The following is a 20,186-nucleotide window of genomic DNA, read 5'->3' as shown; positions in this document are numbered from 1 at the left end:
CGGAGAGCCGGGCCAGCCCCTCCCGGCGATCGGCGAGGGCCCGGGCGGCAGCGACCCAGGCGCGCTCGGCCTCGGCGAGTGCGGTCTCCAGCTCGCCGCGGGTGGCGACGGCGGCGGCCAGCCGACCCCGTTCGGCGTCCAGCCCGGCGGCGAGCTGCGTCTCGGTGGCGGCGACCCGCTCGGCCTCGGCCTCCAGCTGGTCGGGGTCCCGGCCGACGGCGGTCGCGGGCGGTGACGCGGAGAGGTGGCGGGAGCGCTCGGCGGCCAGCTGGGCGATGCCGCGGAAACGCTCGCCGAGGGCGGAGAGCCGGTACCAGGTGTCCTGCGCGGCGGCCAGCAGCGGGGCGTCGGCGGCCAGCTGGGTCTCCAGCGCCGCCTCGCGCTGCGACGTCCGCGCCAGGTCGGCCTCGACGGCGGTACGCCGCTGCCGGGCGGCGGTCTCGTCGGCGACGTCCTCGTCCAGGGCGTCGCGCAGCTGCACCAGGTCGTCGGCGAGCAGCCGCAGCCGGGCGTCGCGGAGGTCGGCCTGCACGCCGGCGGCGCGGCGGGCCACCTCGGCCTGCCGTCCCAGGGGCTTGAGCTGGCGGCGCAGCTCGGCGGTGAGGTCGGCGAGCCGGTCGAGGTTGGCCTGCATCGCGTCGAGCTTGCGGAGCGCCTTCTCCTTGCGCTTGCGGTGCTTGAGGACGCCGGCGGCCTCCTCGATGAAGGCGCGGCGGTCCTCGGGACGGCCGGAGAGGACGGCGTCGAGCTGGCCCTGGCCGACGACGCGTGCATCTCCCGGCCGATGCCGGAGTCGCTGAGCAGCTCCTGGACGTCGAGCAGCCGGACCTTGTCGCCGTTGATCTCGTACTCGCTCTCCCCGGAGCGGTACATGCGCCGGGTGATCGAGACCTCGGTGTAGTCGATCGGCAGCGCGCCGTCGGCGTTGTCGATGGTGAGGGTGACCTCGGCCCGGCCGAGAGCGGGGCGGCCGGCGGTGCCGGCGAAGATCACGTCCTCCATCTTGCCGCCGCGCAGGCTCTTCGCGCCCTGCTCGCCCAGGACCCAGGCGATGGCGTCGACGACGTTGGACTTCCCGGAGCCGTTGGGGCCGACGACGGCGGTGATCCCCGGCTCGAGGCGCAGGGTCGTCGCGGACGCGAAGGACTTGAAGCCCTTCAGCGTCAGGCTCGAGAGAAACAGTTGAAGGACCCCGCCTTCCTCATGCCTCGCAGGCTCGGCACGAGCCTCTAGGCGGGGCCGGGTTAGGCGAGGGCGGGCTCGGCGTTGTCGCCGGCGAGGCTGAGCAGCTCGTGGGCGATGGCGGCGTCGCGCTGGGCGCGCAGCTCCTCGAGTTCCTGCTCCAGCCGGCGCACCCTGGCCCGCAGGACGGCGTTCTCCTCGGCTACTCGAAGAGCTGCGGGGGCGACGACGTGACCGAACAGGGCCTTGGCCATGGCGACAACGGCCTTTCGACTACGTGAGGGGATGACCTGCGCCCCGTACGTCGGTCGGCGCGGTCCGTGTGCTCCCAGGGTGACAGGCCCGGACACGCAGGTCAACGGCGGGACTGTACAGGGACCGTGTCGGGCGTGTGTCGCGTTCGTCACGCCGTCGTGAATCCGGCGGCGCCGCGAGCCGCTTCGTCGCGGACGTCGACCCGTGTCACGGCCCCGGGTGCCCGCGGGCCGTCGAGGTCGGCCAGGACGCCGGCGACCGCGGCGCCGGGTCCCTCGAGGACGACCTCGACCCGCCCGTCGGGCAGGTTCGTGGCCGACCCGGCCAGGTCCGCCGCCTCCGCCCGTCCGCGCACGAACCAGCGATAGCCGACGCCCTGGACGGTGCCGGAGACGAGGGCGACGACGCGACGGGTCACGGGCGGCGGGCTCTCGGGCGGGGCTGGCAATGCGGGCAGCTGTAGCTCGACCGGTTCATGAACGACTCCCGGACGATCGGGGTCCCGCACCGCGGGCACGGCCGGTCGGCCTGCCCGTAGACGGCCAGGAACCGGGAGAAGTAGCCGCTCTGCCCGTTGACGTCGACGTACAGGGAGTCGAAGGAGGTCCCGCCCTGCGCCAGCGCCTCGTGCATCACGTCGCGGACGCCGTCGAGCAGGTCGGTGACCTGCGCCCGGGTGAGCCGGTCGGTCGGGCGGGCGCCGTGCAGCCGGGCCCTCCACAGCGCCTCGTCGGCGTAGATGTTGCCCACCCCGCCGATCAGCGTCTGGTCCAGCAGCGCCCGCTTGACCTCGGTGCGCCGCCGGCGCAGCGCGGTGCTGAAGCCGTCGGCGTCGAACGTGTCGTCGAGCGGGTCGATGGCGACGTGCGCCAGCCGCGACGGCAACGCGTCCGGCTGGGGACCGGTCTCCTCGACGGCCAGGCCGCCGAACGTCCGTTGGTCGACGAACCGCAGCTCGCGGCCACCGTCGGTGAACGTGAACCGGGCCCGCAGGTGGGTCTCGTCGGGCTGCGCGGGCTTCTCGACCAGCAGCTGTCCGCTCATCCCCAGGTGCGCGACGAGCGCTTGCCCTGCGGGCGTGCCGTCCGGCTCGGCGAGCGGGAGCCAGAGGTACTTGCCTCGTCGGTGGGCGCCGGTGAGGGTGCGCCCGGTGAGCGCGGCGAGGAAGTGGTCGGTGCCCTCGAGGTGACGGCGGACGGCACGCGGGTGGCGCACCTCGACGGCGGCGACGGTCCGCCCGGCGACCCAGCGCTCCAGGCCGCGCCGGACCACCTCGACCTCGGGCAACTCGGGCACCGCCGCTCAGTTCCCGGCGGTCGTGGACTCGGCGGCGGCCGCGGACAGGACCCGCCACGCGGCCTCGGCCGCCTCCTGCTCGGCGGCCTTCTTCGTCCGTCCGACGCCGCGGCCCTGGACGGTGTCGGCGAGGACGACGGCCGCGGTGAAGGTCTTGGCGTGGTCGGGGCCGTCGTCCTCGACACGGTAGACGGGCGCACCCAGGCCGAGGGCGGCGCCGAGCTCCTGGAGGCTGGTCTTCCAGTCCAGGCTGGCGCCGCGGGTGGCAGCCTGGTCGAGCAGCGGGTCGAACAGCCGGTGCACGATCGCCGCGGCGGTGTCCAGGCCGAGCCCGACGTGGACCGCGCCGATGAGCGCCTCGAGCGCGTCGGCGAGGATCGAGTCCTTCTCCCGGCCGCCGGTGGTCTCCTCGCCGCGGCCGAGCAGCAGGTGCGCGCCCAGGCCGCCGTCCCCGAGCCGGCGGGCCACGCCGGCCAGCGAGGTCATGTTGACGACCGAGGCGCGCAGCTTGGCCAGCCGGCCCTCGGGCAGCTCGGGATGGCGCCGGTAGAGCTCGTCGGTGACGACCAGCCCGAGCACCGAGTCGCCCAGGAACTCCAGGCGCTCGTTGGTGGGCAGCCCCCCGTGCTCGTAGGCGTAGGACCGGTGCGTCAGCGCCAACGCCAGCAGGCCGCCGGGCAGCTCGGCGCCGAGGGCGTCGAGGAGCCAGGTGGCCGCGCGGTCGGCGTGCGCCTTCCCGGCCGGGGAACGGCCGGAGGTCCCGCCCGGGGTGGGCTGGGTGCCGGCGGCCGTCGTCCCCACGGCTGGTCGACCTGCCGGGTCAGACCGACAGGACCTGACGGCCCGCGTACTGACCGCAGTTCGCGCAGGCCTGGTGCGGCGGCTTGAGCTGGCCGCAGGCCCGGTTCGGGCACGGCGACAGGGTGGGCGCGGAGGCCTTCCACTGCGAGCGCCGGGCACGGGTGTTGGCGCGGGACATCTTCCGCTTCGGAACGGCCACGGTCAGTTCTCCTCCGGGTTGTCCGCACCGGGGCTGCCCGGTGCGGAGGCGAAACGGTCGGTCTGCGAGGCACCGAAGCGCCCCGCCAGCCCGGCCCAGCGCGGGTCGAGCCGCTCGTGCGTGTGGTCGGCGGGCAGGTCGTCGAGCCGCTGCCCGCAGTCGACGCACAGCCCGGCGCAGTCCTCGGTGCAGGTCGGTGCCAGCGGAAGGCTGAGGACGACGAGGTCGCGGACCATCGGTTCGAGGTCGATGTGGTCCCCCTCGACCCGGCGGACCTCGTCCTCCTCGCTGGTGGCCTCGGTCGTGCTGCCCGCGTAGGCGAACAGCTCCTGGACGTCGAGCTCGAGGGTGTCCTCGACCGGCTCCAGGCAGCGGGCGCACGAGCCGACGACGGGGACGACGACCTCACCGGAGACCAGCACACCCTCCATCACCGACTCCAGCCGCAGCCGCAGCCGGACCTCGGTGCCCTGGGGCACGCCGATGAGCTCGACGCGCCAGTCGCCGGGCGCCGGCAGCGTGCGCTCCAGCTCCTGCAGCGAGCCGGCACGGCGGCCGAGCTCCCGCAGGTCCACGAACCAGGGGTTGGCGGCGGGACGCCGGGCGTCCGAGGACGCGGCGCCTGGGCGGGACGGCGGGGCGGCAGGCATGTCGGTACTCGCGGTAGGCAACGGGGGATGGCCGGCCGGGGTGCGGGGACCTCCAGCGGTCGGACCAGGCGCCCAGACTACCCGATGGGCGGATCGGCGCGTCCGGCCCGGAGCCGCCCCCCTTCCGGGTCCCGCCGGCCCGTCCCGGCGGCCCTCCTGCAGGTTCCGCCACGAGCCTGGTGACGGTCTGGAACGGCGGCCCCGTCCAGAGGCTCGCCGCGAACGTGCGAGCGGTGAGGAGGACGGGGTCCTTCTACTCGCGGAGGCTGGCCCGCGCCTTCTCGACCGAGCGCAACATCCGCTCGAGCGTGCTGCCGAAGTCGGCCAGCCGGGTGTCGACGTACTCGTCGACCTCCGCCCGCATCCGGGCGACGTCCGCCACCGTCTGCGCGCCGAGCTCGTCGGCCCGGCCCACCGCCCCGCGGTAGACCTCGGTCTCGCTGACCAGCCGCTCGTGCTCGGCGTGGGCGGCCACCAGCAGCTCGGCCTGCTGGGCGTGCGCCTCGGCGAGCAGCGCGTCGTGGTGCCGGCGGGCCTCCTCGACGATCTGCCCGGCCTCCTCCTCGGCCTGGGCGAGCAGGTCCTCGGCCTCGGCCTGGGCGCGGGCCAGCAGGTCGTCGCGCTGCCGGCGGGCCGTGCCGAGGATCTCCTCCCGCTGCCGCCGGGCCGCGCCGACCACCTGCTCGCTCTCGCTGCGGGTGCGGCCGGTCATCCGCTCGGCCTCGGCCTGCGCCTGCTGGAGGATCTCGGTGCGCTGCTCGACGATCGCGCCGGCCTTGTGCACCTCCTCGGGGAGGTTCTCCCGGAGGTCGTCGAGCAGGTCGAGCAGGATGTCGCGGGGCACCATGCAGGAGCCGCCGGACATCGGCACGCTGCGCGCGTTCTCGATGACGCTGCTCAGCTCGTCGACGGTCTCGTAGAGCCGGTAGACGACCTCCGTCATGCGTCGCGCTCCCGGTGCGCCGCCAGCCGCTCGTGCACGGCCTCGGGGACCAGCCCGGAGACGTCCCCACCGAAGGTGGCGATCTGCTTGACCAGGCTGGAGGAGAGGTGCCCGACCTGCGGGGCGGTGGGCACGAAGAGCGTCTCGACCCCGGCGAGCTCGCGGTTCATCTGCGCCATCTGCAACTCGTACTCGAAGTCGCTGACCGCCCGCAGGCCCTTGACCACCACCGGGATGCCGTGGCTGCGGCAATAGTCGACCAGCAGGCCCTGGAAGCTGTCGATGGTCACGTTAGGCACGTCGGCGACCGACTCGCGGAGCAGCGCCATGCGCTCCTCGACGGTGAACAGGCCGGCCTTCCCCGGGTTGACCAGGACGGCCACGACCAGCTCGTCGTAGAGGGCCGCGGCCCGCGTGATGACGTCGACGTGACCGTTCGTCACGGGGTCGAACGACCCGGGGCAGACCGCTCGCCTCACGGACAGCGACCGTACCGGAGCACGGCCTCCCCGTAACGGCGCTCGCGCAGTCCGCGCAGGGGTGTCGGCCATTCGAAGGGCGCCTCGCGGCTCGAGCGCTCGAGGACGACGAGGGCGTCCTGCGCCAGCCACTCCCCGGCGACCAGGGCCTCGAGCACGCCGAGGACCTCGGCCACGGGCGTGGCATAGGGCGGGTCGGCGAGGACGAGGTCGAAGCGGGCCGGCGACGGGCCGGCGACGACGGTGGGGACCGAGCCGGCCACCACCCGCCCGCCGGGCAGGCCCACCGTCTCGACGTTGGCCCGCAGGACCGGCAGCACCCGCGACCCGTTCTCGACGAACAGGACCTGCGCCGCGCCGCGGCTGAGCGCCTCCAGCCCCAGCGCGCCCGACCCGGCGTAGAGGTCCAGGACGGTGGCGCCCTCGAGGTCCAGCAGCGTGGAGAGGCTGTTGAACAGCCCCTCCCGGGCGCGGTCGCCGGTGGGGCGCACGCCCGAGGGGGGCACCTTCAGCCGCCGCCCTCCGGCGACGCCGGAGATGAGTCTGGTCACGGCCCCGTCCCGAGGCTCGCCCCGAGCCTGCGAGGCGGCCCCTCGCACGGGCCCGCCGCGAACGTCGGACGGTCCTCCTGCAGGTAGAAGGACCTCGCCCCTCTCAGCCCTCGCGAGCTCGGGTTGAGCCTCCGGGCGAGGCCAGCGTGCGAGCGGTGGGGGGCAGGAGGGTCCTTCTCGGGGGGCGAGGGGTCCTTCGAGGGGTCCTTTCTCATGCCTTCTCCAGGTACGTGGCCCTCTCGTCGGTGGCGAGGGCCGCCACCTCCATCGCCAGGCCCGGGAAGTCGGCCAGGCCGCGGTCGGTGGCCAGCAGCGCGGTGGCTTCGGCGCGGGCCTCGGCGATGAGCTGCTCGTCCTCCAGCAGCGACAGCAGCTTGATGCCCGAGCGGCGGCCGGACTGCGCCGCCCCGAGGACGTCGCCCTCACGGCGGGTCTCGAGGTCCAGGCGGGCCAGCGCGAAGCCGTCGGAGGTGCTCGCGACCGCGGCCAGCCGCTGCCCGGTGGCCGAGGAGGTAGCCGCTTCGCTCACCAGCAGGCACAGCCCCTGGTGCTCCCCGCGGGCCACCCGGCCGCGCAGCTGGTGCAGCTGGCTGACGCCGAAGCGGTCGGCGTCCATGACCACCATCACGGTGGCGTTGGGCACGTCTACGCCGACCTCGACGACGGTGGTGGCGACCAGCACGTCGACCTCACCCGCCGCGAAGGCCCGCATCCGCGCCTCCTTGTCCTCCGGGGTCAGCCGGCCGTGCAGCACCTCCACGTGCAGCCCGGCCAGCGGCCCTGCGCGCAACTCCTCGGCGACGTCGAGGACGGCCAGCGGCGGACGACGGCCGGAGGTCTCCTCGGCGGGGGCGCCGTCGGCGTCGTCGGGCTCCTCCTCGCTGCCGGCGTCCTCCCCGATGCGCGGGCAGACGACGTAGGCCTGCCGCCCGGCCGCGACCTCCTCGCGCAGCCGTGCCCAGGCGCGGTCCAGCCAGGCCGGCTTCTCGCGGACGGGGACCACGGAGCTCGCCACGCCGCCGCGCCCGCCGGGCAGCTGGCGCAGCGTCGAGGTCTCCAGGTCGCCGTAGACGGTCATCGCCACCGTCCGCGGGATGGGGGTCGCGGTCATCACCAGCACGTGCGGCGGCCGGCTGCCCTTGGCCCGCAGGGCGTCGCGCTGCTCCACGCCGAAGCGGTGCTGCTCGTCGACGACGACCAGGCCGAGGTCGGCGAAGTCCACGCCCTCCTGCAGCAGCGCGTGGGTGCCGACGACGATGCCGGCGCTGCCGTCGGCCACCGCGGCGCGGCCCGCCCGGCGGACGGCGGCCTTCTGCGAGCCGGTGAGCAGCACCACGCGGGTGCCGGCCGGGTCGCCGTCCAGCTCGCCGGCCCGCCCCAGTGGGCCCAGCATCGCGCCGATGCTGCGCGCGTGCTGGGCGGCGAGCACCTCGGTGGGCGCCAGCAGCGCGGCCTGGCCGCCGGCGTCGACGACCTGCGCCATCGCGCGCAGCGCCACGACGGTCTTGCCGGCACCGACCTCGCCCTGCAGCAGCCGGTGCATCGGTTGCTCACGGGCCAGCTCGGCAGCGAGCTCCTCCCCCACCTCGCGCTGGCCCTCGGTGAGCGCGAACGGCAGTGCGGCGTCGACGGCGTCGAGCAGGCCGCCGGGGCGCCGCGGCCGGGCCACTCCGGGCTCCAGCGCCGCGGCGCGGCGGCGGGCGGCGAGGGTCAGCTGGAGGGTGAGCGCCTCGTCCCACTTGAGCCGGTGCTCCGCCTGCTCGACGTCGTCTCGCGAGATGGGCCGGTGGACGTCGAGGAGCGCCGCGGGAAGGCTGGACAGGCCGTGCCGGGCACGCAGCTCCTCGGGCAGCGGGTCCTCGACGAAGCCGAAGCCGCCGGAGGCGTCGAGCAGCAGCCTGACCGAGCGCTGGATCACCCAGCTGGAGACGTCCTTGCTCGCCGGGTAGATCGGGATGAGCGCGCGGGCCCAGTCCTCGTCGTCGTCCCCGGTCATGAGGTGGCAGTCGGGGTGGGCGAACTGCAGCCGGCTGCGGTACTCGCTGACCGTGCCGGCGAACAACCCCCACGCGCCGGGCACGAGGCGGGCGTGCCGGTGGTTGAAGAAGACCAGCTTCATCGTGCCGCCGCCGTCGCCGACGGTGACCTCGGTGAGGGTGCCGCGCCGCTGCTTCATCGGGCGGCTGTCTACCGAGCGCACCTGGGCCAGCACGGTGACCCGGTCGCCGACCTGGAGGTCGTCGAGGCGGGTCATCTCGCCGCGGCGGGCGTAGCGGCGCGGGTAGTGGCGCAGCAGGTCGCGCACCGTGTGGAGCTCCAGCGACTCGGCCATCGCCTTGGCGGTCTTGGCACCGAGCACCCGGTCCAGCCGGGTCGTCATCTCCACGGCCATCACTCCACCCCCACCTGCAGCCGGACCCCCTCGGGCGCGCCGTCGTAGCGAGTCACCTCGACCGTCGGATGCCTCCCGGCGAGGTGCGCGCAGACGGCGTCGCCGAGGTCGGCGTCCGGGCCGCCGACGAGCGTGACAAGCTCACCGCCGGCGGAGAGCATGCGGTCGAGCAGCTCGCAGGCGACCGCGGCGGGCTCGGCGCCGATGAGGACGACGTCCCCCTCCGCGGAACCGAGCACGTCGCCGGGCCGGCAGAGGCCGGCACTGGTCAGCGCCTCGTGCTCGGCGACGGTGACCTCGGCCCAGCGGGTCGCCGCGGCCGCCTCGGCCATGGTGATGACGTCGTCGCCGAACCGCCGGGCGGGGTCGGCGACGGCGAGCGCGGCCAGGCCCTGCACCGGCGAGCGGGTGGGCACCACGGCCACGTCGCGCCCCTCCTCCCGGGCGCGCTCGGCGGCGTGGGAGGCCAGCGCGGTGAGGGACGGGTCGTTGGGCAGGACGACGACGCCGGCCGCGGCCGACCCCAGGACCGCGGCGAGCACGTCGTCCTCCGTGACGCCGTCCGGCCCGCAGGGGACGACGGCGGCGCCCTCGGCGGCGAACAGCTCGGCGAGCCCACCGCCGGGGACGATCGCCACGACCGCCCGGGCGTCGGGAACCGGCGCCGACGGCCGGACCGGGGCCAAGGGGGTCACCGAGATCCGGTACGGGCGGCCGGCCTCGATGCCGGCCTCGATCGCCGCGCCGACGTCGGCGACGTGGACGTGCACGTTCCACTCGCGGCCGGCCGCCGTGTCCACACCGACGACGACCAGGCTGTCGCCGAGGGCGGCCAGCCGGTCCTGCAGCCGCGCCACGGCCGTCTCGTCGCTGTCGGCGAGCAGGTACTGCACCTCGCTGCCCGGGCCGGCGGGCGGCTGGTGCGGCACGTCGCCGTGGTCGTGGGCGCGCCCGGAACCCCGGACCAGCGGCGGGCGGGCCGGCTCGACCCCGGTCACCGTGGTGACGAGCGCGTCGAGGACCAGGCACAGCCCGGCTCCCCCGGCGTCGACCACCCCGGCGTCGCGCAGCGCGGCCAGCTGCCCCGGCGTCGCCTCGAGGGCGGCCCGTGCGCCGTCGGCCGCCGCCCGCACGACCTCGGCGAGCGAGGTCTGCTCGCCGGTGACCGCGATGACCGCCGCCTCCCCGCCTGCGCGGGCCACGGTGAGGAAGGTGCCCTCCTCGGGGTCGGCGACCGCGGCGTAGGCGGCGTCGGCCGCCTTCTGCAGTGCGGCGGCGAGCGCGGGCCCGTCGGCCGGGGGCTGGTGGGCGAGCTGGTCGGCCAGCCCCCGCAGGAGCTGGGCGAGGATGGTGCCGGAGTTGCCGCGGGCGCCCAGGACGGCCCCGCGGGCGGCCACCGCCCACGCGGGCTCGATGCGGCCCGGGCCGGCCTCCTCGAGCGCGGCCAGGGCGGCCTCGGCGGTGGCCAGCAGGTTCGTGCCGGTGTCCCCGTCGGGCACCGGGAAGACGTTGAGGTCGTCGATCCGGCCGCGGGCCGCGGACAGGGCTGCCACCGCGGCCCGGCACCACTGGCCGACCGCGGCGTCGTCCAGCGCCGGCAGCACGGCCGGAGGGTACCCAGGGACGCCGACACCGCCGGGCGCGCGACCGGCGTCCACCGACCTCCGCGACGAGGACGCCGCGAAGTGGCTAGACTGCTCGACGGTCTGTGTGCGGGCGCGTCGGCGTGCCGCCGTCCGTGAACGATTCTCCTGGGAGTGATCCACCGTGGCTGCCGTGTGCGATGTCTGTGGCAAGGGGCCCGGTTTCGGTATGTCGGTGTCGCACTCGCACCGTCGCACGCCGCGCCGTTGGAACCCGAACATCCAGTCCGTGCGGGCGCTCGTCGCCCCGGGCAACCGCCGCCGCATCAACGCCTGCACCTCGTGCATCCGCGCGGGCAAGGTCGTCCGCGCCTGAAAGAGGCCCCCTGCCCCCCGTCACTCGCCAGCTCGCGCCGGGACCCTGCAGGGGGGCCGCCCCGCCCGGCCGTGCCGAGCCCAGACCCCGGAGGTCCGTGACCTCCGGGGTTCTCTTTGTGCGCGGTCGGCGACCGGCCTCGCTAGAGAGCACTCTTGCGGTTCTCCAGCCGCTCTTGCGGCCCTGCCGCACCGCAAGAGCGAGTGAACAACCGCAAGAGCGTGCCGCCCCCGGAGTTCCGGGAAGGGATTCAGTCCCCGATCCCTCGTGCGCGCGCGGCGGATTCAGTCCCCGATCCCTCGTGCGCGCGCGGCGGATTCAGTCCCCGATCCCTCGTGCGCGCGCGGCGGTGACGACGAGGTCGACCACCGTCTGCAGCGGCAGCGCGGTGCTGTCGATGACGAGGTGGTAGTTGTGCGCCGCGACGGGGTCGACGCGGTAGGCCCGCCGCACGTATCCCTCACGGGCGGCGTCGTTGGCCCGCAGCTCCCGCCGCACCTCCTCGCGCGGGCGGCCGATGCGCCCGACCGCCGCTTCGAGCCGCCGTTCCGCGGGGCCGTCCAGGCGGACGTGCAGCGCATCGGGGCGGTCGCCGACGACGAGCGCCGCAGCCCGGCCCAGCACGACCCCGCCCGGCCCGTCGGCGATCTCGCGGACCACCCGCTCGGTCTGCTGCCGGAAGGTCCGCTCGTCGAGCTGCTCGGTCACCGGGACCACGCCGCCCATGGGGTCGGGCATGGCGCCGAGCGAGGCGACGACGCGCCACAACCCACGGGCGACGGTCTCGTCGTTCGCCTCGGCCTCGGCCAGCGGGACGCCGAGCCGACCGGCCACCTGGGCCGGGATCACGCGGTTGTGGAAGACCAGGCCCAGCCGCACCGCGACGGCAGGCCCCACCTCGGCGCCGCCGGCACCGTAGGAGGCCGAGATCGTCACCACACCCCTGCCCGTCACCACTCCTCCTCCCCGGCCCCGGGCAACCGTTTGCCGAGGAAGACCGCGCCGGGCGCGTCGGCGTACAGGCCGTACCCGGGCACCCGGGCGTAGCCGAGGGCGGCGTACAGCGCCAGCGCCTCGGGCTGCCGGTGCCCGGAGTTCAGCACCACCGCACCGTGACCGGCCGCGGCCGCGCTGTTCTCGAGCGCGGCCATGAGCAGCTGCGCCAGCCCCTGCCGCCGGAACGCCGGCTCCACGTAGACCCGCTTGACCTCGGCCACCCCCGGCTCGTGCACCCGCCAGGCGCCACAGCCCGCGGGGACGCCGTCCACCTCGGCGACCAGGAACAGCCCCACGGGCGGGACGAACTCGGCCGGGTCGACGACCGCCCCGTCCGGACCGCCGTAGCGGGTCACGTACTCCTGCTGCACCCGGTCCACCAGCTCCCGGGCGACCGGGTCGTCGTAGGGCACCGCCCGCAGCACGACCAAGCGACCGTCGGCCAGCCGGACCTCAGCGGAAGTGCGCATGGCCGGTCCCCTCCGCACCGACGGCCGCCGCAACCGCCTCCGCCGGCTCGCCGCCGACCCGCACCCCTGGGCCGTCGGGCGCCTCGCGCACCGTGCCGATCGTCCGCCAGCCCTCCGGTAGGTCGGCGCCGGCGGGGAAGGTGGCCAGCAGGGCGTGGTCCTCCCCTCCGGCGAGCACCCAGGCGATCGGGTCCCCGCCGAGGGCGGTCGCCACCTGCTGCAGCGGCCCGGGCAGCTCGAGGGTGGCCCGGACCAGTGCGGCCCGGTCGACGTCGATCAGCACGCCGCTGTCCTGCGCCAGGTGTCCGGCGTCGGCCAGCAGACCGTCACTGACGTCGCACATCGCCGTCGCGCCCGCCTCTGCCGCGGCCGGACCGGCCGCGTACGGCGGCGCCGGACGGCGGTGCGCGGCCACCGCCGCGGCCGGACTGGTGAATCCACGCCGGAGCACGGCCAGGCCGCAGGCCGACCAGCCGAGCCGGCCGGCCAGGGCCAGCACGTCCCCCGGCCGGGCGCCCGACCGAAGCACCGGAGCCCGCCCGCCGAGGTCGCCCAGCGCGGTCACCGACAGGACGACGGCGCCGCTGTCCGGTGCCGCGGAGACGGTGTCCCCACCGACGACGGCCGCTCCCAGCGGTGCGCACTCCGCCGCCAGCCCGGCAGCCACGCCCTCCAACCAGGTCGTCGAGGTGTCGGGCGGACAGGCCAGCCCGACCAGCAGCGCGGTGGCCGTCGCGCCCATCGCGGCGACGTCGGCGAGGTTGGCCGCGGCCGCCTTGTGCCCGATGTCCTCGGCCGACGACCAGTCGCGCCGGAAGTGCCGGCCCTCGACGAGCACGTCGGTGGTGGCGACCACCCGGCCGTCCGGCGTCCGCAGCACGGCGGCGTCGTCACCGGGGCCGACCTCGGCGACCCGCGCCGCACCGGACCGCGCCAGCACGCGGGCGATCACACCGAACTCGCCGACCACGCGCACGCTGTCGGCGGGGTCTCCGCGCGGGACGAGCGGGCGGGGACGAGTCACCGGTCCCTCCGGAGTGCTGGGGTAGGTTGCGCAACTGTCCGCCCACCGGCGCGGACGCCGCACCGGCAGCGCCGCCCGAGGAAAGGTCTCCCGTGGTCCACGCCTACATCCTCATCCAGACCGAAGTCGGCAAGGCCGCCCAGGTCGCGTCGACGATCAGCCAGATCTCGGGTGTGACCAAGGCGGAGGACGTCACGGGCCCCTACGACGTGATCGTGCGCGCGGAGGCCGAGACCGTCGACGAGCTCGGCCGGCTGGTCGTCGCCCGGGTGCAGTCGGTCGACGGCATCACCCGCACGCTGACCTGCCCCGTCGTCAACATCTGAGCGCCCTGATCGAGAACCCGCCTCCTCCCGAACCGCAGCCCGGGGAGCAGCCGGCACCGCGGCCGTCCCGGCCGGACGACCCGCTGCGGCGCATCGCGCTGCTCGTCACGGCCGTCGTCCTGCCCCTGGTCGTCGTGCTCGTCGTGCTCAGCCGGGTCCTCGGCGGAGAGGGGGACGCCGGGCAGGGCGAGTCCCCCGTCGCCGACGTCGAGGGCACCCCGGCACCCGGCCGTGCCGACCTGCCGCCGCTGCCGGTGGAGGCCCCACCGGTCCCCCCGGAAGCCGAGGCGCCCTGCGAGTCGCTCATGGGCCAGCTGCCGCTGGAGCTGGCCGGCGGGCAGTCGCGCCGGGTCGACTCCGACAGCCCCTACGTCTACGCCTGGGGCGAGCCGCCGGTCGTGCTGGTGTGCGGCGTCGAGCGACCGGCCGCGCTGGAGCCGACGTCCCCGCTGATCCAGATCAACGGCGTGAACTGGCTGGTGGACACCAGCGACCCGGACACCGTCGTCTGGACGGCCGTCGACCGGCCGGTGTACGTGCAGGTGACCGTCTCCGCCGACACCGACAGCGCGCCGGTGACCGCGCTCGGCCCGGTCATCAACGAGACCCTTCCGAGACAACCGATCCAGGTTGACGGCTGAACAAGCAGCAGGACTGTCCCCTCACCGGGGAAGGACCCCGTCCTCCCCACCCTTCGTCAGAGGGCCCCCTGCCCCCCGCCACTCGGCCCCCTCCAGGGGCCCGCCGCGAGCCTGCGAGCGGTGGGGAGGAGGGGGTCCTTCCACCTGCAGGGGGGCCGGCGGGAGGGCCGCGGCGCTCGTCAGGACGGCGGCAGGCGCTCCAGCTGCGCGGCCACGACCGCCTGGACCTCCTCGGTGGCCGCCTCCACCGACCCGGCCACGGCCGTCACCGCCACGCTGAACACCCCGCGCGCGCACCAGGCGAACGCCGCGGGCGAGGTCACCCCGGCCGCAGGCGCGCCCTCCTCCAGGACGAGCAGCCGACAGTCCTCGGGCAGGTCCGGGGGATCCTCGCGCAGCACGCCGCCGTAGACCTCGGCATCGTGCGCGGCCACGTCGCCGGTGAACGCCGCCGCGCCGCCCCGGGTCTCGAACTGGTGAGCGAACACGCTGGTCAGCGGCCCCGTCCCGGACCCCCAGTAGCGCTCCCAGCCGAACCGGTAGCCGTAGTCCGCGAGCACCTCCCGCTCGCGGGCGGGGTCCTCGGCGTAGCCGGCGACGTCCTCGACCGACTTCTCCCCGGCCGGCGGCGCGAGATGCCCGTCGGGGACCCGCGGCAGGCCGGAGGGCACCGCCGGGACGACCAGGTCCTCGAGCTGCTCGGGCGTGGCCGGGGTCGACGCGGCCGGGACCGCCGTCGCCTCGTCGTCGACCGGGGGCGCACAGCCGGGCAGCAGGGCCAGCAGCAGCGCCAGCCCGCCCAGCCGGACGGCCGCCGGCGGGGTCACGCCGGCGTGCCGTCCAGCGTCGTGTCGGCCTCGGCCGCCCCGGCCCCGGTGAGCGCCACCTCGGCCAGCGCCACCCCGATGAGCCGGTCCACCAGCGCGGCGAAGTCCACGCCGGTCGCGGCCCACATCCGCGGGTACATCGAGATCGGGGTGAACCCGGGCATGGTGTTCACCTCGTTCACGGCGAGCCGCTCGGTGCCGTCCGGGCCGACCCCGAGGAAGAAGTCGACCCGGGCGAGGCCGCGGCAGTCCAGGGCCAGGTATGCCTTGCACGCGGCCTCCTGCACCGCCCGGGTCTGCTCGGGGGTGAGGTCGGCCGGGACGTCGAGGTCGACCGCGTCCTCGAGGTACTTGGCGGCGAAGTCGTACCAGTCGGTGCCCGCACGCAGCCGGATCTCGGCCGGGAGGCTGGCCTCCGGGGGGCCGCCGGGCCGGGCCAGCACACCGCACTCGATCTCCCGTCCCGGGACGGCGGCCTCGACGATCACCTTCGGGTCGACCGCGGCCGCCGTCGCCACCGCCTCGGGGAACTGTGCCCAGTCGGTGACCTTGGTGATCCCGATGCTGGAGCCGGCGCGGCACGGTTTCACGAACACCGGCAGCCCCAGCCGCTCGCGGCCGGCGGCGTCGAGCACGTCGGGGTCGGCCGACACCGCACCCGACGCGTCCCGCAGCACCACGTGGTCGCCCTGCGGCAGCCCCGCGGCGACCAGCAGCTTCTTGGTGAACTCCTTGTCCATCGACGCCGCGCTGGCGAAGACCCCGGAGCCCACGTACGGGATGCCGCTCATCTCCAGCAGGCCCTGGATGGTGCCGTCCTCGCCGTAGGCGCCGTGCAGCACGGGGAAAACGACATCCACCTCGGTGAGCGCGGAGGCCATCCCGGCGGCCGGCTCGAGGACGGCCAGGCCACGGCCCTCCGGGTCACCCACCAGGGAGACCGCCGTCCCGCCGGCCACCTCCGGCAGCTCGCCGTCGGTGATGGCCAGGCGCTGTCCGGGGTCGGCGAGCACCCACCGTCCGTCCCGGGCGATGCCGACCGGCACGACGTCGTACCGCTCGGGGTCCAGCGCCGCGAGGACGGCCCCGGCGGAGATGCAGGAGATGGAGTGTTCGGCGCTGCGGCCGCCGAACACGACCGCGACGCGCAGCTTGCCCGCCTGTCCGCTCATCGCGGCCGAGCCTAGTGGAGCGGGTCCGCGGAGCCCGGGCGACGGGCGGGGACGGGCCGGCGAGCCCGCGGTGTGGGAACCTCGACACCGATGCGCGAGAACGGAGCCGCCGCACCCGGTGGGGATCGCCCGGCGGCGGCGGTCTTCCCGCGCCGGCTGCGCCTCGCGGGGGCCGCCGTCCACCTCTACACCGCCAGCGGCTCGGTGCTCGGGCTGCTCATCGTGCTGGCGGCGTTCGACGGCGACGCGGTGGCGGCGCTGTGGCTGGGCCTGGTCGCGCTCGTCATCGACGGGACCGACGGGATGCTGGCCCGCCGGATGCGGGTCAAGGAGACGATCCCCTGGTTCGACGGGGCCCGCCTCGACGACATCGTCGACTACCTCACCTACGCCTTCGCGCCGGTCGTGCTGCTGTGGACCATCGGCGCGCTTCCCGGCGGATGGGCCGGCTGGGTGGTGGCCGCGCTGCCGCTGCTGGCGTCGGCGTACCAGTTCTGCCGGGTCGACGCGAAGACCGACGACCACACCTTCCTGGGCTTCCCCAGCTACTGGAACGTGGTCGCCTTCTACGCGATCGTGCTCGACCTGGGGCCGACGGCGGTCGCGGCCGTGCTGGTGATCTGCTCCGTGCTGGTGTTCGTGCCGGTGCGCTACCTGTACCCGTCGCGCACCCCGGTCCTGCGGGGCCTCAGCCTGGCGTCGACGGCGGTCTGGCTGGGAACCTACGTCGTCCTGCTGGTGCAGGTGCCCGACCCGCACCCGGCGGTGGTGGCGCTGTCGCTGGCCTACCTCGCCTACTACCTCCTGGTCAGCCTCTGGCTGACCGCCCGGGCGGCCCGCCGCCGGCGCGCCGAGCGCCCGGAGGGGCTCGCCGCCGTCGGCTGACCGGCCTCCGACGGCCCCCCTGCAGGGTCCCGCCGCGAGCGTGCGAGTGGCGGGGGCAGGGGGCCGTTGCTCAGACCGCGTCGAGGGCGGCGGTGAGGTCGGCGACCAGGTCGGCGGTGTCCTCGATGCCGCAGGAGAGCCGCACGAACCCCGCCGGAACGGCGTCCCCGCCCCACTGGGCCCGCCGATCGACGGTGCTGTGCACCCCGCCGAAGCTGGTGGCCGCCGTCCAGAGCCGTGCGGTGGTCAGCAGCCGCGAGACGGCGGCCGCGTCGGCCAGCTCGGCGGAGACCACGCCGCCCGGGCGCAGCATCTGCCGGCTGGCGAGGTCGCGGGACGGGTCGCCGGGCCGCCACGGCCACCGGACGCCGGTCACCGCGGGGTGTGCGGCCAGCAGGTCGGCGACCGCTGCGGCGGTGGCCGCCTGGCGGGCCAGCCGCAGGTCCAGCGTGCTCATCGAGCGATGGCCCAGCCACGCCTCGAACGGGCCGGGCAGACCCCCGGTGGAGTCGCGAAAGGCCTTGAGCCGCGCGTACAGCTCGTCGTCGGCCGTGCTGACGTGGCCGAGCAGGAGGTCGCTGTGCCCGGTGAGCGCCTTGGTGTCGCTGCCCAGGGTGAGGTCGGCACCGAGCGCCAGCGGCCGCTGCCCCAGCGGCGTGGCGGTGGTGTTGTCGACGGCGAGCACCGCTCCGGCGGCGCGGGTGGCGCGGGCGACGGCGGCGATGTCGCAGACGTCCAGCTGCGGGTTGCTCGGCGTCTCCAGCAGGACCAGCCGGGCGCCCGTGAGGCCGCCGCGGGCGGCCACCGCCCCGATCTCCGGGGTGGCCACGTACTCGACGTCCACCCCGAACCGTTCGAGCTCCTCGCGGGCCAGCAGCCGGGTCGTGTAGTAGCCGTCGGAGGGCAGCACCACGCGGTCGCCGGCCCGGGCCACGGCCAGCACGGCCGCGCTGATCGCAGCCATGCCGGTGGCGAAGGACAGGCACCGGCCGCCGTCCAGCTCACCGACCGCCGCCTCGAAGACCCGCAGCGTCGGGTGCTCGGTGCGCGCGTAGGCGTCCGCGCCGCCCTCGCGGGGCGGCCGGTCGCCCAGGTGGTACGGGGCGGCGAACACCGGTGAGGGCCGCAGCGGCGTGCCCGGCAACGGGGCCTCCTCCCCTGCGCGGACCGACCGGGTGCCGTCACCCCAGGCGGTGTCCATCACTCGGGCTCGGCCCCCGGCTGCGTCGCTCACTCCGGCTTCGCCTCGCGGGACATGATCTCCTTCACCATCTGCGCCGCCGGGACGCCGTCGTGGCAGACCCGGACCACGGCCTCGGTGAGCGGCATGTCGACCCCGTTCGCCCGGGCCAGGTCGAGCACCGGCCGGCAGCTCTTGACCCCCTCGGCGACCTGCCGGGTGATCCGTTGCACCTCCTCCACCGTCATGCCGCGGCCGAGCCGCTCGCCGAAGGTGCGGTTGCGCGACAGCGGGGAGCTGCAGGTGGCCACGAGGTCGCCCAGGCCGGCCAGCCCGGCGAAGGTGGTCAGCTCCGCGCCGAGGGCCAGTCCCAGCCGGGCGGTCTCGGCCAGGCCGCGGGTGATCAGCGAGGCGCGGGTGTTGTCCCCGAAACCCATGCCCTCGGTGACGCCGCACGCGAGCGCGATGACGTTCTTCACCGCGCCGCCGAGCTCGCAGCCCACGAGGTCGCGGTTGGTGTAGGGACGGAAGTACGGGGTGTGGCAGGCGGCCTGGACCTGCGCGGCGCGCTTGTGGTCGGTACAGGCCACGACGGTCGCGGCCGGCTGCTCCTCGGCGATCTCCCGGGCCAGGTTCGGGCCCGAGAGCGCGGCGACGCGGTCGGCCCCGGCGCCGGTGACCTCGCAGATCACCTGGCTCATCCGCTTGGTGCTGCCCAGCTCGATGCCCTTCATCAGCGACAGCAGGACTGCGTCCGCCGGCAGCAGCGGCGCCCACTCGGTGAGGTTGGCCCGCAGCGACTGGGACGGGACGGCGAGCACCACGATCTCGGCGCCGGCCAGGGCCTCGGCGGCGTCCGCGGTGGCGCACAGCCGCCCGGGCAGGCGGATGCCGGGCAGGTAGTCGGGGTTCTCACCGGTCGCCGCGATGACGCGCGCCAGCTCGGGGCGGCGGGCGTGCAGGAGCACCGAGCAGCCGGCGTCGGCCAGCACCTTGGCGAAGGTGGTCCCCCAGGATCCGGCCCCGAGGACGGCGGCCCGTGTGCGGTGCCCGTTCCGCGGGCTCACGCGGCACTCCCGGGCAGGTCGCCGGGCAGCCGCCGCCGGGGGTGCGGGGCGAACGTCGTCGGCGCCGGCTCCCCCCGGAGCTCGGCCAGCTGGTCGCGCACGGAGGCCATCATGCGGTCGGTGACCTCCCGCAGCAGCTCGCCGCTCATCGGCCGACCGTCGCGCACCTGGGTACGCAGGTCGGCGAGGTCGAGTGGCTCGCCGACCAGGTAGTCCGCCGGCGCCCGCAGCCGCGGGTGCAGCTCCTTGGCGTGGTAGTCGTGCACGCGCTGCGGGCCCCACTGGGCCACCGGCAGGACGACGGCATCGGTGGCCAGCGCCAACCGCGCCACCCCGGTGCGCGCCTCCATCGGCCACCACTCCGGGTCGCGGGTGACCGACCCCTCCGGGTAGATGACCACGACGTTGCCGGCGGCCAGGTCGGCCTCGGCCGCCGCCAGCGAGCTCCGGGCGTCGGCCGAGCCGCGGGCCACCGGGATCTGCCCGGCGGCGCGCAGGATCCGTCCGGCGAGCCCGGCGAAGACCGCCTGCTTGGCCAGGAAGTGCGGGACGCGGCCGCAGTCCCAGACCAGCCGCGCGCAGGCCAGCGGGTCGAGGACCGAGACGTGGTTGGCCACCACGAGCACCGGGCCGGTGCGGGGGAACCGCTCGGCGTGCCGGTAGCGCATCCGGAACAGCAGCAGGGTGACCGGGTAGATCACCAGCACGCACAGCAGCAGGGCCGGCGGAAGCGGCCTGCGGGTGCGCCACCGGGACGGCGGGGCTCCGGTCGCGCGCGACAGCCCGGCGTCCGGGGATCCGTCCTGCGTCACCGGTTCCTCCCCTCCTGCCCGCCCGGCCGCTACCCGGCCAGGACGTGATGAGGCCCATGATCGGCCCTGGACCGGTCCC

At 75.7% G+C, this 20,186-nt stretch carries 24 protein-coding genes and 2 pseudogenes; 5 read left to right on the top strand and 21 right to left on the bottom strand.

Translation table 11 applies throughout. The features are described 5' to 3' along the window. Positions 1-634 (bottom strand): annotated as a pseudogene (locus E4P41_RS23140) (chromosome segregation protein SMC); the annotation flags it as partial. A gap of 39 nt (positions 635-673) precedes the next feature. Here E4P41_RS23140 and E4P41_RS23135 point away from each other — a divergent pair. Further along, positions 674-901, top strand: a complete 228-nt coding sequence (locus E4P41_RS23135) for a hypothetical protein (RefSeq protein WP_245177221.1) — start codon at positions 674-676, stop codon at positions 899-901. On the opposite strand, the pseudogene E4P41_RS23130 reads toward E4P41_RS23135, so the two are convergent. From E4P41_RS23130 to E4P41_RS09450, 12 genes and pseudogenes are all read right to left on the bottom strand, one after another. Further along, positions 835-1,125: pseudogene (locus tag E4P41_RS23130) on the bottom strand (AAA family ATPase); the annotation flags it as partial. The gene E4P41_RS23135 and the pseudogene E4P41_RS23130 overlap by 67 nt on opposite strands. Before the next feature lie 119 nt (positions 1,126-1,244). Further along, the gene (locus E4P41_RS09500) at positions 1,245-1,436 is read right to left on the bottom strand and encodes a hypothetical protein (protein ID WP_135140892.1); all 192 of its coding nucleotides are present in this window, start codon (positions 1,434-1,436) and stop codon (positions 1,245-1,247) included. Positions 1,437-1,585: 149 nt separating this feature from the next. Then, positions 1,586-1,855 carry an acylphosphatase gene (locus E4P41_RS09495; protein ID WP_245177220.1) on the bottom strand — a complete coding sequence of 90 codons (270 nt, stop codon included), beginning with the start codon at positions 1,853-1,855 and terminating at the stop codon, positions 1,586-1,588. Continuing rightward, complete coding sequence (gene mutM, locus E4P41_RS09490) at positions 1,852-2,733, bottom strand: bifunctional DNA-formamidopyrimidine glycosylase/DNA-(apurinic or apyrimidinic site) lyase (protein WP_135140888.1); 882 nt, start codon at positions 2,731-2,733, stop codon at positions 1,852-1,854. The genes E4P41_RS09495 and mutM overlap by 4 nt, the downstream gene beginning before the upstream one ends. Positions 2,734-2,739: 6 nt before the next feature. Continuing rightward, positions 2,740-3,534, bottom strand: coding sequence for a ribonuclease III (gene rnc / locus E4P41_RS09485; RefSeq protein ID WP_135140886.1), 795 nt, complete (start codon positions 3,532-3,534; stop codon positions 2,740-2,742). Between the two features lie 19 nt (positions 3,535-3,553). Then, entirely contained in the window at positions 3,554-3,733 is a 180-nt protein-coding gene (gene rpmF, locus E4P41_RS09480; protein ID WP_135140884.1) for a 50S ribosomal protein L32, read from the bottom strand. Positions 3,734-3,735: 2 nt separating this feature from the next. Continuing rightward, positions 3,736-4,383 (bottom strand): DUF177 domain-containing protein, encoded by a 648-nt coding sequence (locus E4P41_RS09475; RefSeq protein ID WP_135140882.1) that lies wholly within the window; start codon positions 4,381-4,383, stop codon positions 3,736-3,738. A gap of 253 nt (positions 4,384-4,636) precedes the next feature. Then, entirely contained in the window at positions 4,637-5,326 is a 690-nt protein-coding gene (locus tag E4P41_RS09470; protein ID WP_135140880.1) for a hypothetical protein, read from the bottom strand. Beyond that, entirely contained in the window at positions 5,323-5,805 is a 483-nt protein-coding gene (gene coaD, locus E4P41_RS09465; RefSeq protein ID WP_135140878.1) for a pantetheine-phosphate adenylyltransferase, read from the bottom strand. The genes E4P41_RS09470 and coaD overlap by 4 nt, the downstream gene beginning before the upstream one ends. Further along, positions 5,802-6,356 carry a 16S rRNA (guanine(966)-N(2))-methyltransferase RsmD gene (gene rsmD / locus E4P41_RS09460; RefSeq protein ID WP_135140874.1) on the bottom strand — a complete coding sequence of 185 codons (555 nt, stop codon included), beginning with the start codon at positions 6,354-6,356 and terminating at the stop codon, positions 5,802-5,804. Before rsmD ends, coaD begins: the two co-directional genes overlap by 4 nt. Before the next feature lie 211 nt (positions 6,357-6,567). Further along, on the bottom strand, positions 6,568-8,748 hold the full coding sequence (gene recG / locus E4P41_RS09455) for an ATP-dependent DNA helicase RecG (protein WP_135140872.1): 2,181 nt from the start codon (positions 8,746-8,748) through the stop codon (positions 6,568-6,570). Beyond that, positions 8,748-10,352 carry a DAK2 domain-containing protein gene (locus E4P41_RS09450; RefSeq protein WP_135140870.1) on the bottom strand — a complete coding sequence of 535 codons (1,605 nt, stop codon included), beginning with the start codon at positions 10,350-10,352 and terminating at the stop codon, positions 8,748-8,750. The genes recG and E4P41_RS09450 overlap by 1 nt, the downstream gene beginning before the upstream one ends. A gap of 163 nt (positions 10,353-10,515) precedes the next feature. Between E4P41_RS09450 and rpmB the strand changes: the two genes are divergently transcribed. Continuing rightward, positions 10,516-10,707: a 50S ribosomal protein L28 gene (rpmB, locus tag E4P41_RS09445; RefSeq protein WP_012950027.1), complete on the top strand. Its 192-nt coding sequence runs from the start codon at positions 10,516-10,518 to the stop codon at positions 10,705-10,707. A 318-nt stretch (positions 10,708-11,025) separates the two neighbouring features. Here the strand turns inward: rpmB and E4P41_RS09440 are convergent, their stop codons facing one another. From E4P41_RS09440 to E4P41_RS09430, 3 genes are read right to left on the bottom strand one after another with little or no spacing between them, the layout of a single operon-like run. Further along, positions 11,026-11,661, bottom strand: coding sequence for a cytidylate kinase-like family protein (locus E4P41_RS09440; protein ID WP_135140868.1), 636 nt, complete (start codon positions 11,659-11,661; stop codon positions 11,026-11,028). Then, the gene (locus tag E4P41_RS09435; RefSeq protein WP_135140866.1) at positions 11,658-12,173 is read right to left on the bottom strand and encodes a GNAT family N-acetyltransferase; all 516 of its coding nucleotides are present in this window, start codon (positions 12,171-12,173) and stop codon (positions 11,658-11,660) included. Before E4P41_RS09435 ends, E4P41_RS09440 begins: the two co-directional genes overlap by 4 nt. Next, positions 12,157-13,197, bottom strand: a complete 1,041-nt coding sequence (locus tag E4P41_RS09430) for a thiamine-phosphate kinase (RefSeq protein ID WP_245177219.1) — start codon at positions 13,195-13,197, stop codon at positions 12,157-12,159. Before E4P41_RS09430 ends, E4P41_RS09435 begins: the two co-directional genes overlap by 17 nt. A 92-nt stretch (positions 13,198-13,289) precedes the next feature. On the opposite strand from E4P41_RS09430, the gene E4P41_RS09425 reads away from it, so the two are divergent. Both E4P41_RS09425 and E4P41_RS09420 read left to right on the top strand, forming a co-directional pair. Then, positions 13,290-13,523, top strand: coding sequence for an Lrp/AsnC ligand binding domain-containing protein (locus E4P41_RS09425; RefSeq protein WP_135140864.1), 234 nt, complete (start codon positions 13,290-13,292; stop codon positions 13,521-13,523). A gap of 134 nt (positions 13,524-13,657) precedes the next feature. Further along, positions 13,658-14,164: a DUF3515 domain-containing protein gene (locus tag E4P41_RS09420; protein WP_245177218.1), complete on the top strand. Its 507-nt coding sequence runs from the start codon at positions 13,658-13,660 to the stop codon at positions 14,162-14,164. Between the two features lie 179 nt (positions 14,165-14,343). Here E4P41_RS09420 and E4P41_RS09415 read toward each other — a convergent pair whose 3' ends face one another. Both E4P41_RS09415 and E4P41_RS09410 read right to left on the bottom strand, forming a co-directional pair. After that, positions 14,344-14,991, bottom strand: a complete 648-nt coding sequence (locus tag E4P41_RS09415; RefSeq protein WP_135140861.1) for a hypothetical protein — start codon at positions 14,989-14,991, stop codon at positions 14,344-14,346. Next, on the bottom strand, positions 14,988-16,163 hold the full coding sequence (locus tag E4P41_RS09410) for a D-alanine--D-alanine ligase family protein (protein ID WP_135140858.1): 1,176 nt from the start codon (positions 16,161-16,163) through the stop codon (positions 14,988-14,990). Before E4P41_RS09410 ends, E4P41_RS09415 begins: the two co-directional genes overlap by 4 nt. A gap of 90 nt (positions 16,164-16,253) precedes the next feature. Here E4P41_RS09410 and E4P41_RS09405 point away from each other — a divergent pair, with 90 nt between their 5' ends. Next, entirely contained in the window at positions 16,254-17,048 is a 795-nt protein-coding gene (locus tag E4P41_RS09405; protein ID WP_135140856.1) for a CDP-alcohol phosphatidyltransferase family protein, read from the top strand. A gap of 70 nt (positions 17,049-17,118) precedes the next feature. Here E4P41_RS09405 and E4P41_RS09400 read toward each other — a convergent pair whose 3' ends face one another. From E4P41_RS09400 to E4P41_RS09390, 3 genes are read right to left on the bottom strand one after another with little or no spacing between them, the layout of a single operon-like run. Further along, complete coding sequence (locus E4P41_RS09400; RefSeq protein WP_135140854.1) at positions 17,119-18,249, bottom strand: cystathionine gamma-lyase; 1,131 nt, start codon at positions 18,247-18,249, stop codon at positions 17,119-17,121. 29 nt (positions 18,250-18,278) lie between these two features. Continuing rightward, complete coding sequence (locus tag E4P41_RS09395) at positions 18,279-19,295, bottom strand: NAD(P)H-dependent glycerol-3-phosphate dehydrogenase (RefSeq protein WP_135140852.1); 1,017 nt, start codon at positions 19,293-19,295, stop codon at positions 18,279-18,281. Further along, complete coding sequence (locus tag E4P41_RS09390) at positions 19,292-20,107, bottom strand: lysophospholipid acyltransferase family protein (RefSeq protein WP_135140850.1); 816 nt, start codon at positions 20,105-20,107, stop codon at positions 19,292-19,294. Before E4P41_RS09390 ends, E4P41_RS09395 begins: the two co-directional genes overlap by 4 nt. Positions 20,108-20,186: the final 79 nt, after the last annotated feature.

Origin of the sequence: Geodermatophilus sp. DF01-2 (assembly GCF_004571065.1) — a bacterium.
Lineage (GTDB): Bacteria > Actinomycetota > Actinomycetes > Mycobacteriales > Geodermatophilaceae > Geodermatophilus.
The sequence above is the reverse complement of the archived record's forward strand: the minus strand, read 5'-3'. Positions and strand labels throughout refer to the sequence as shown.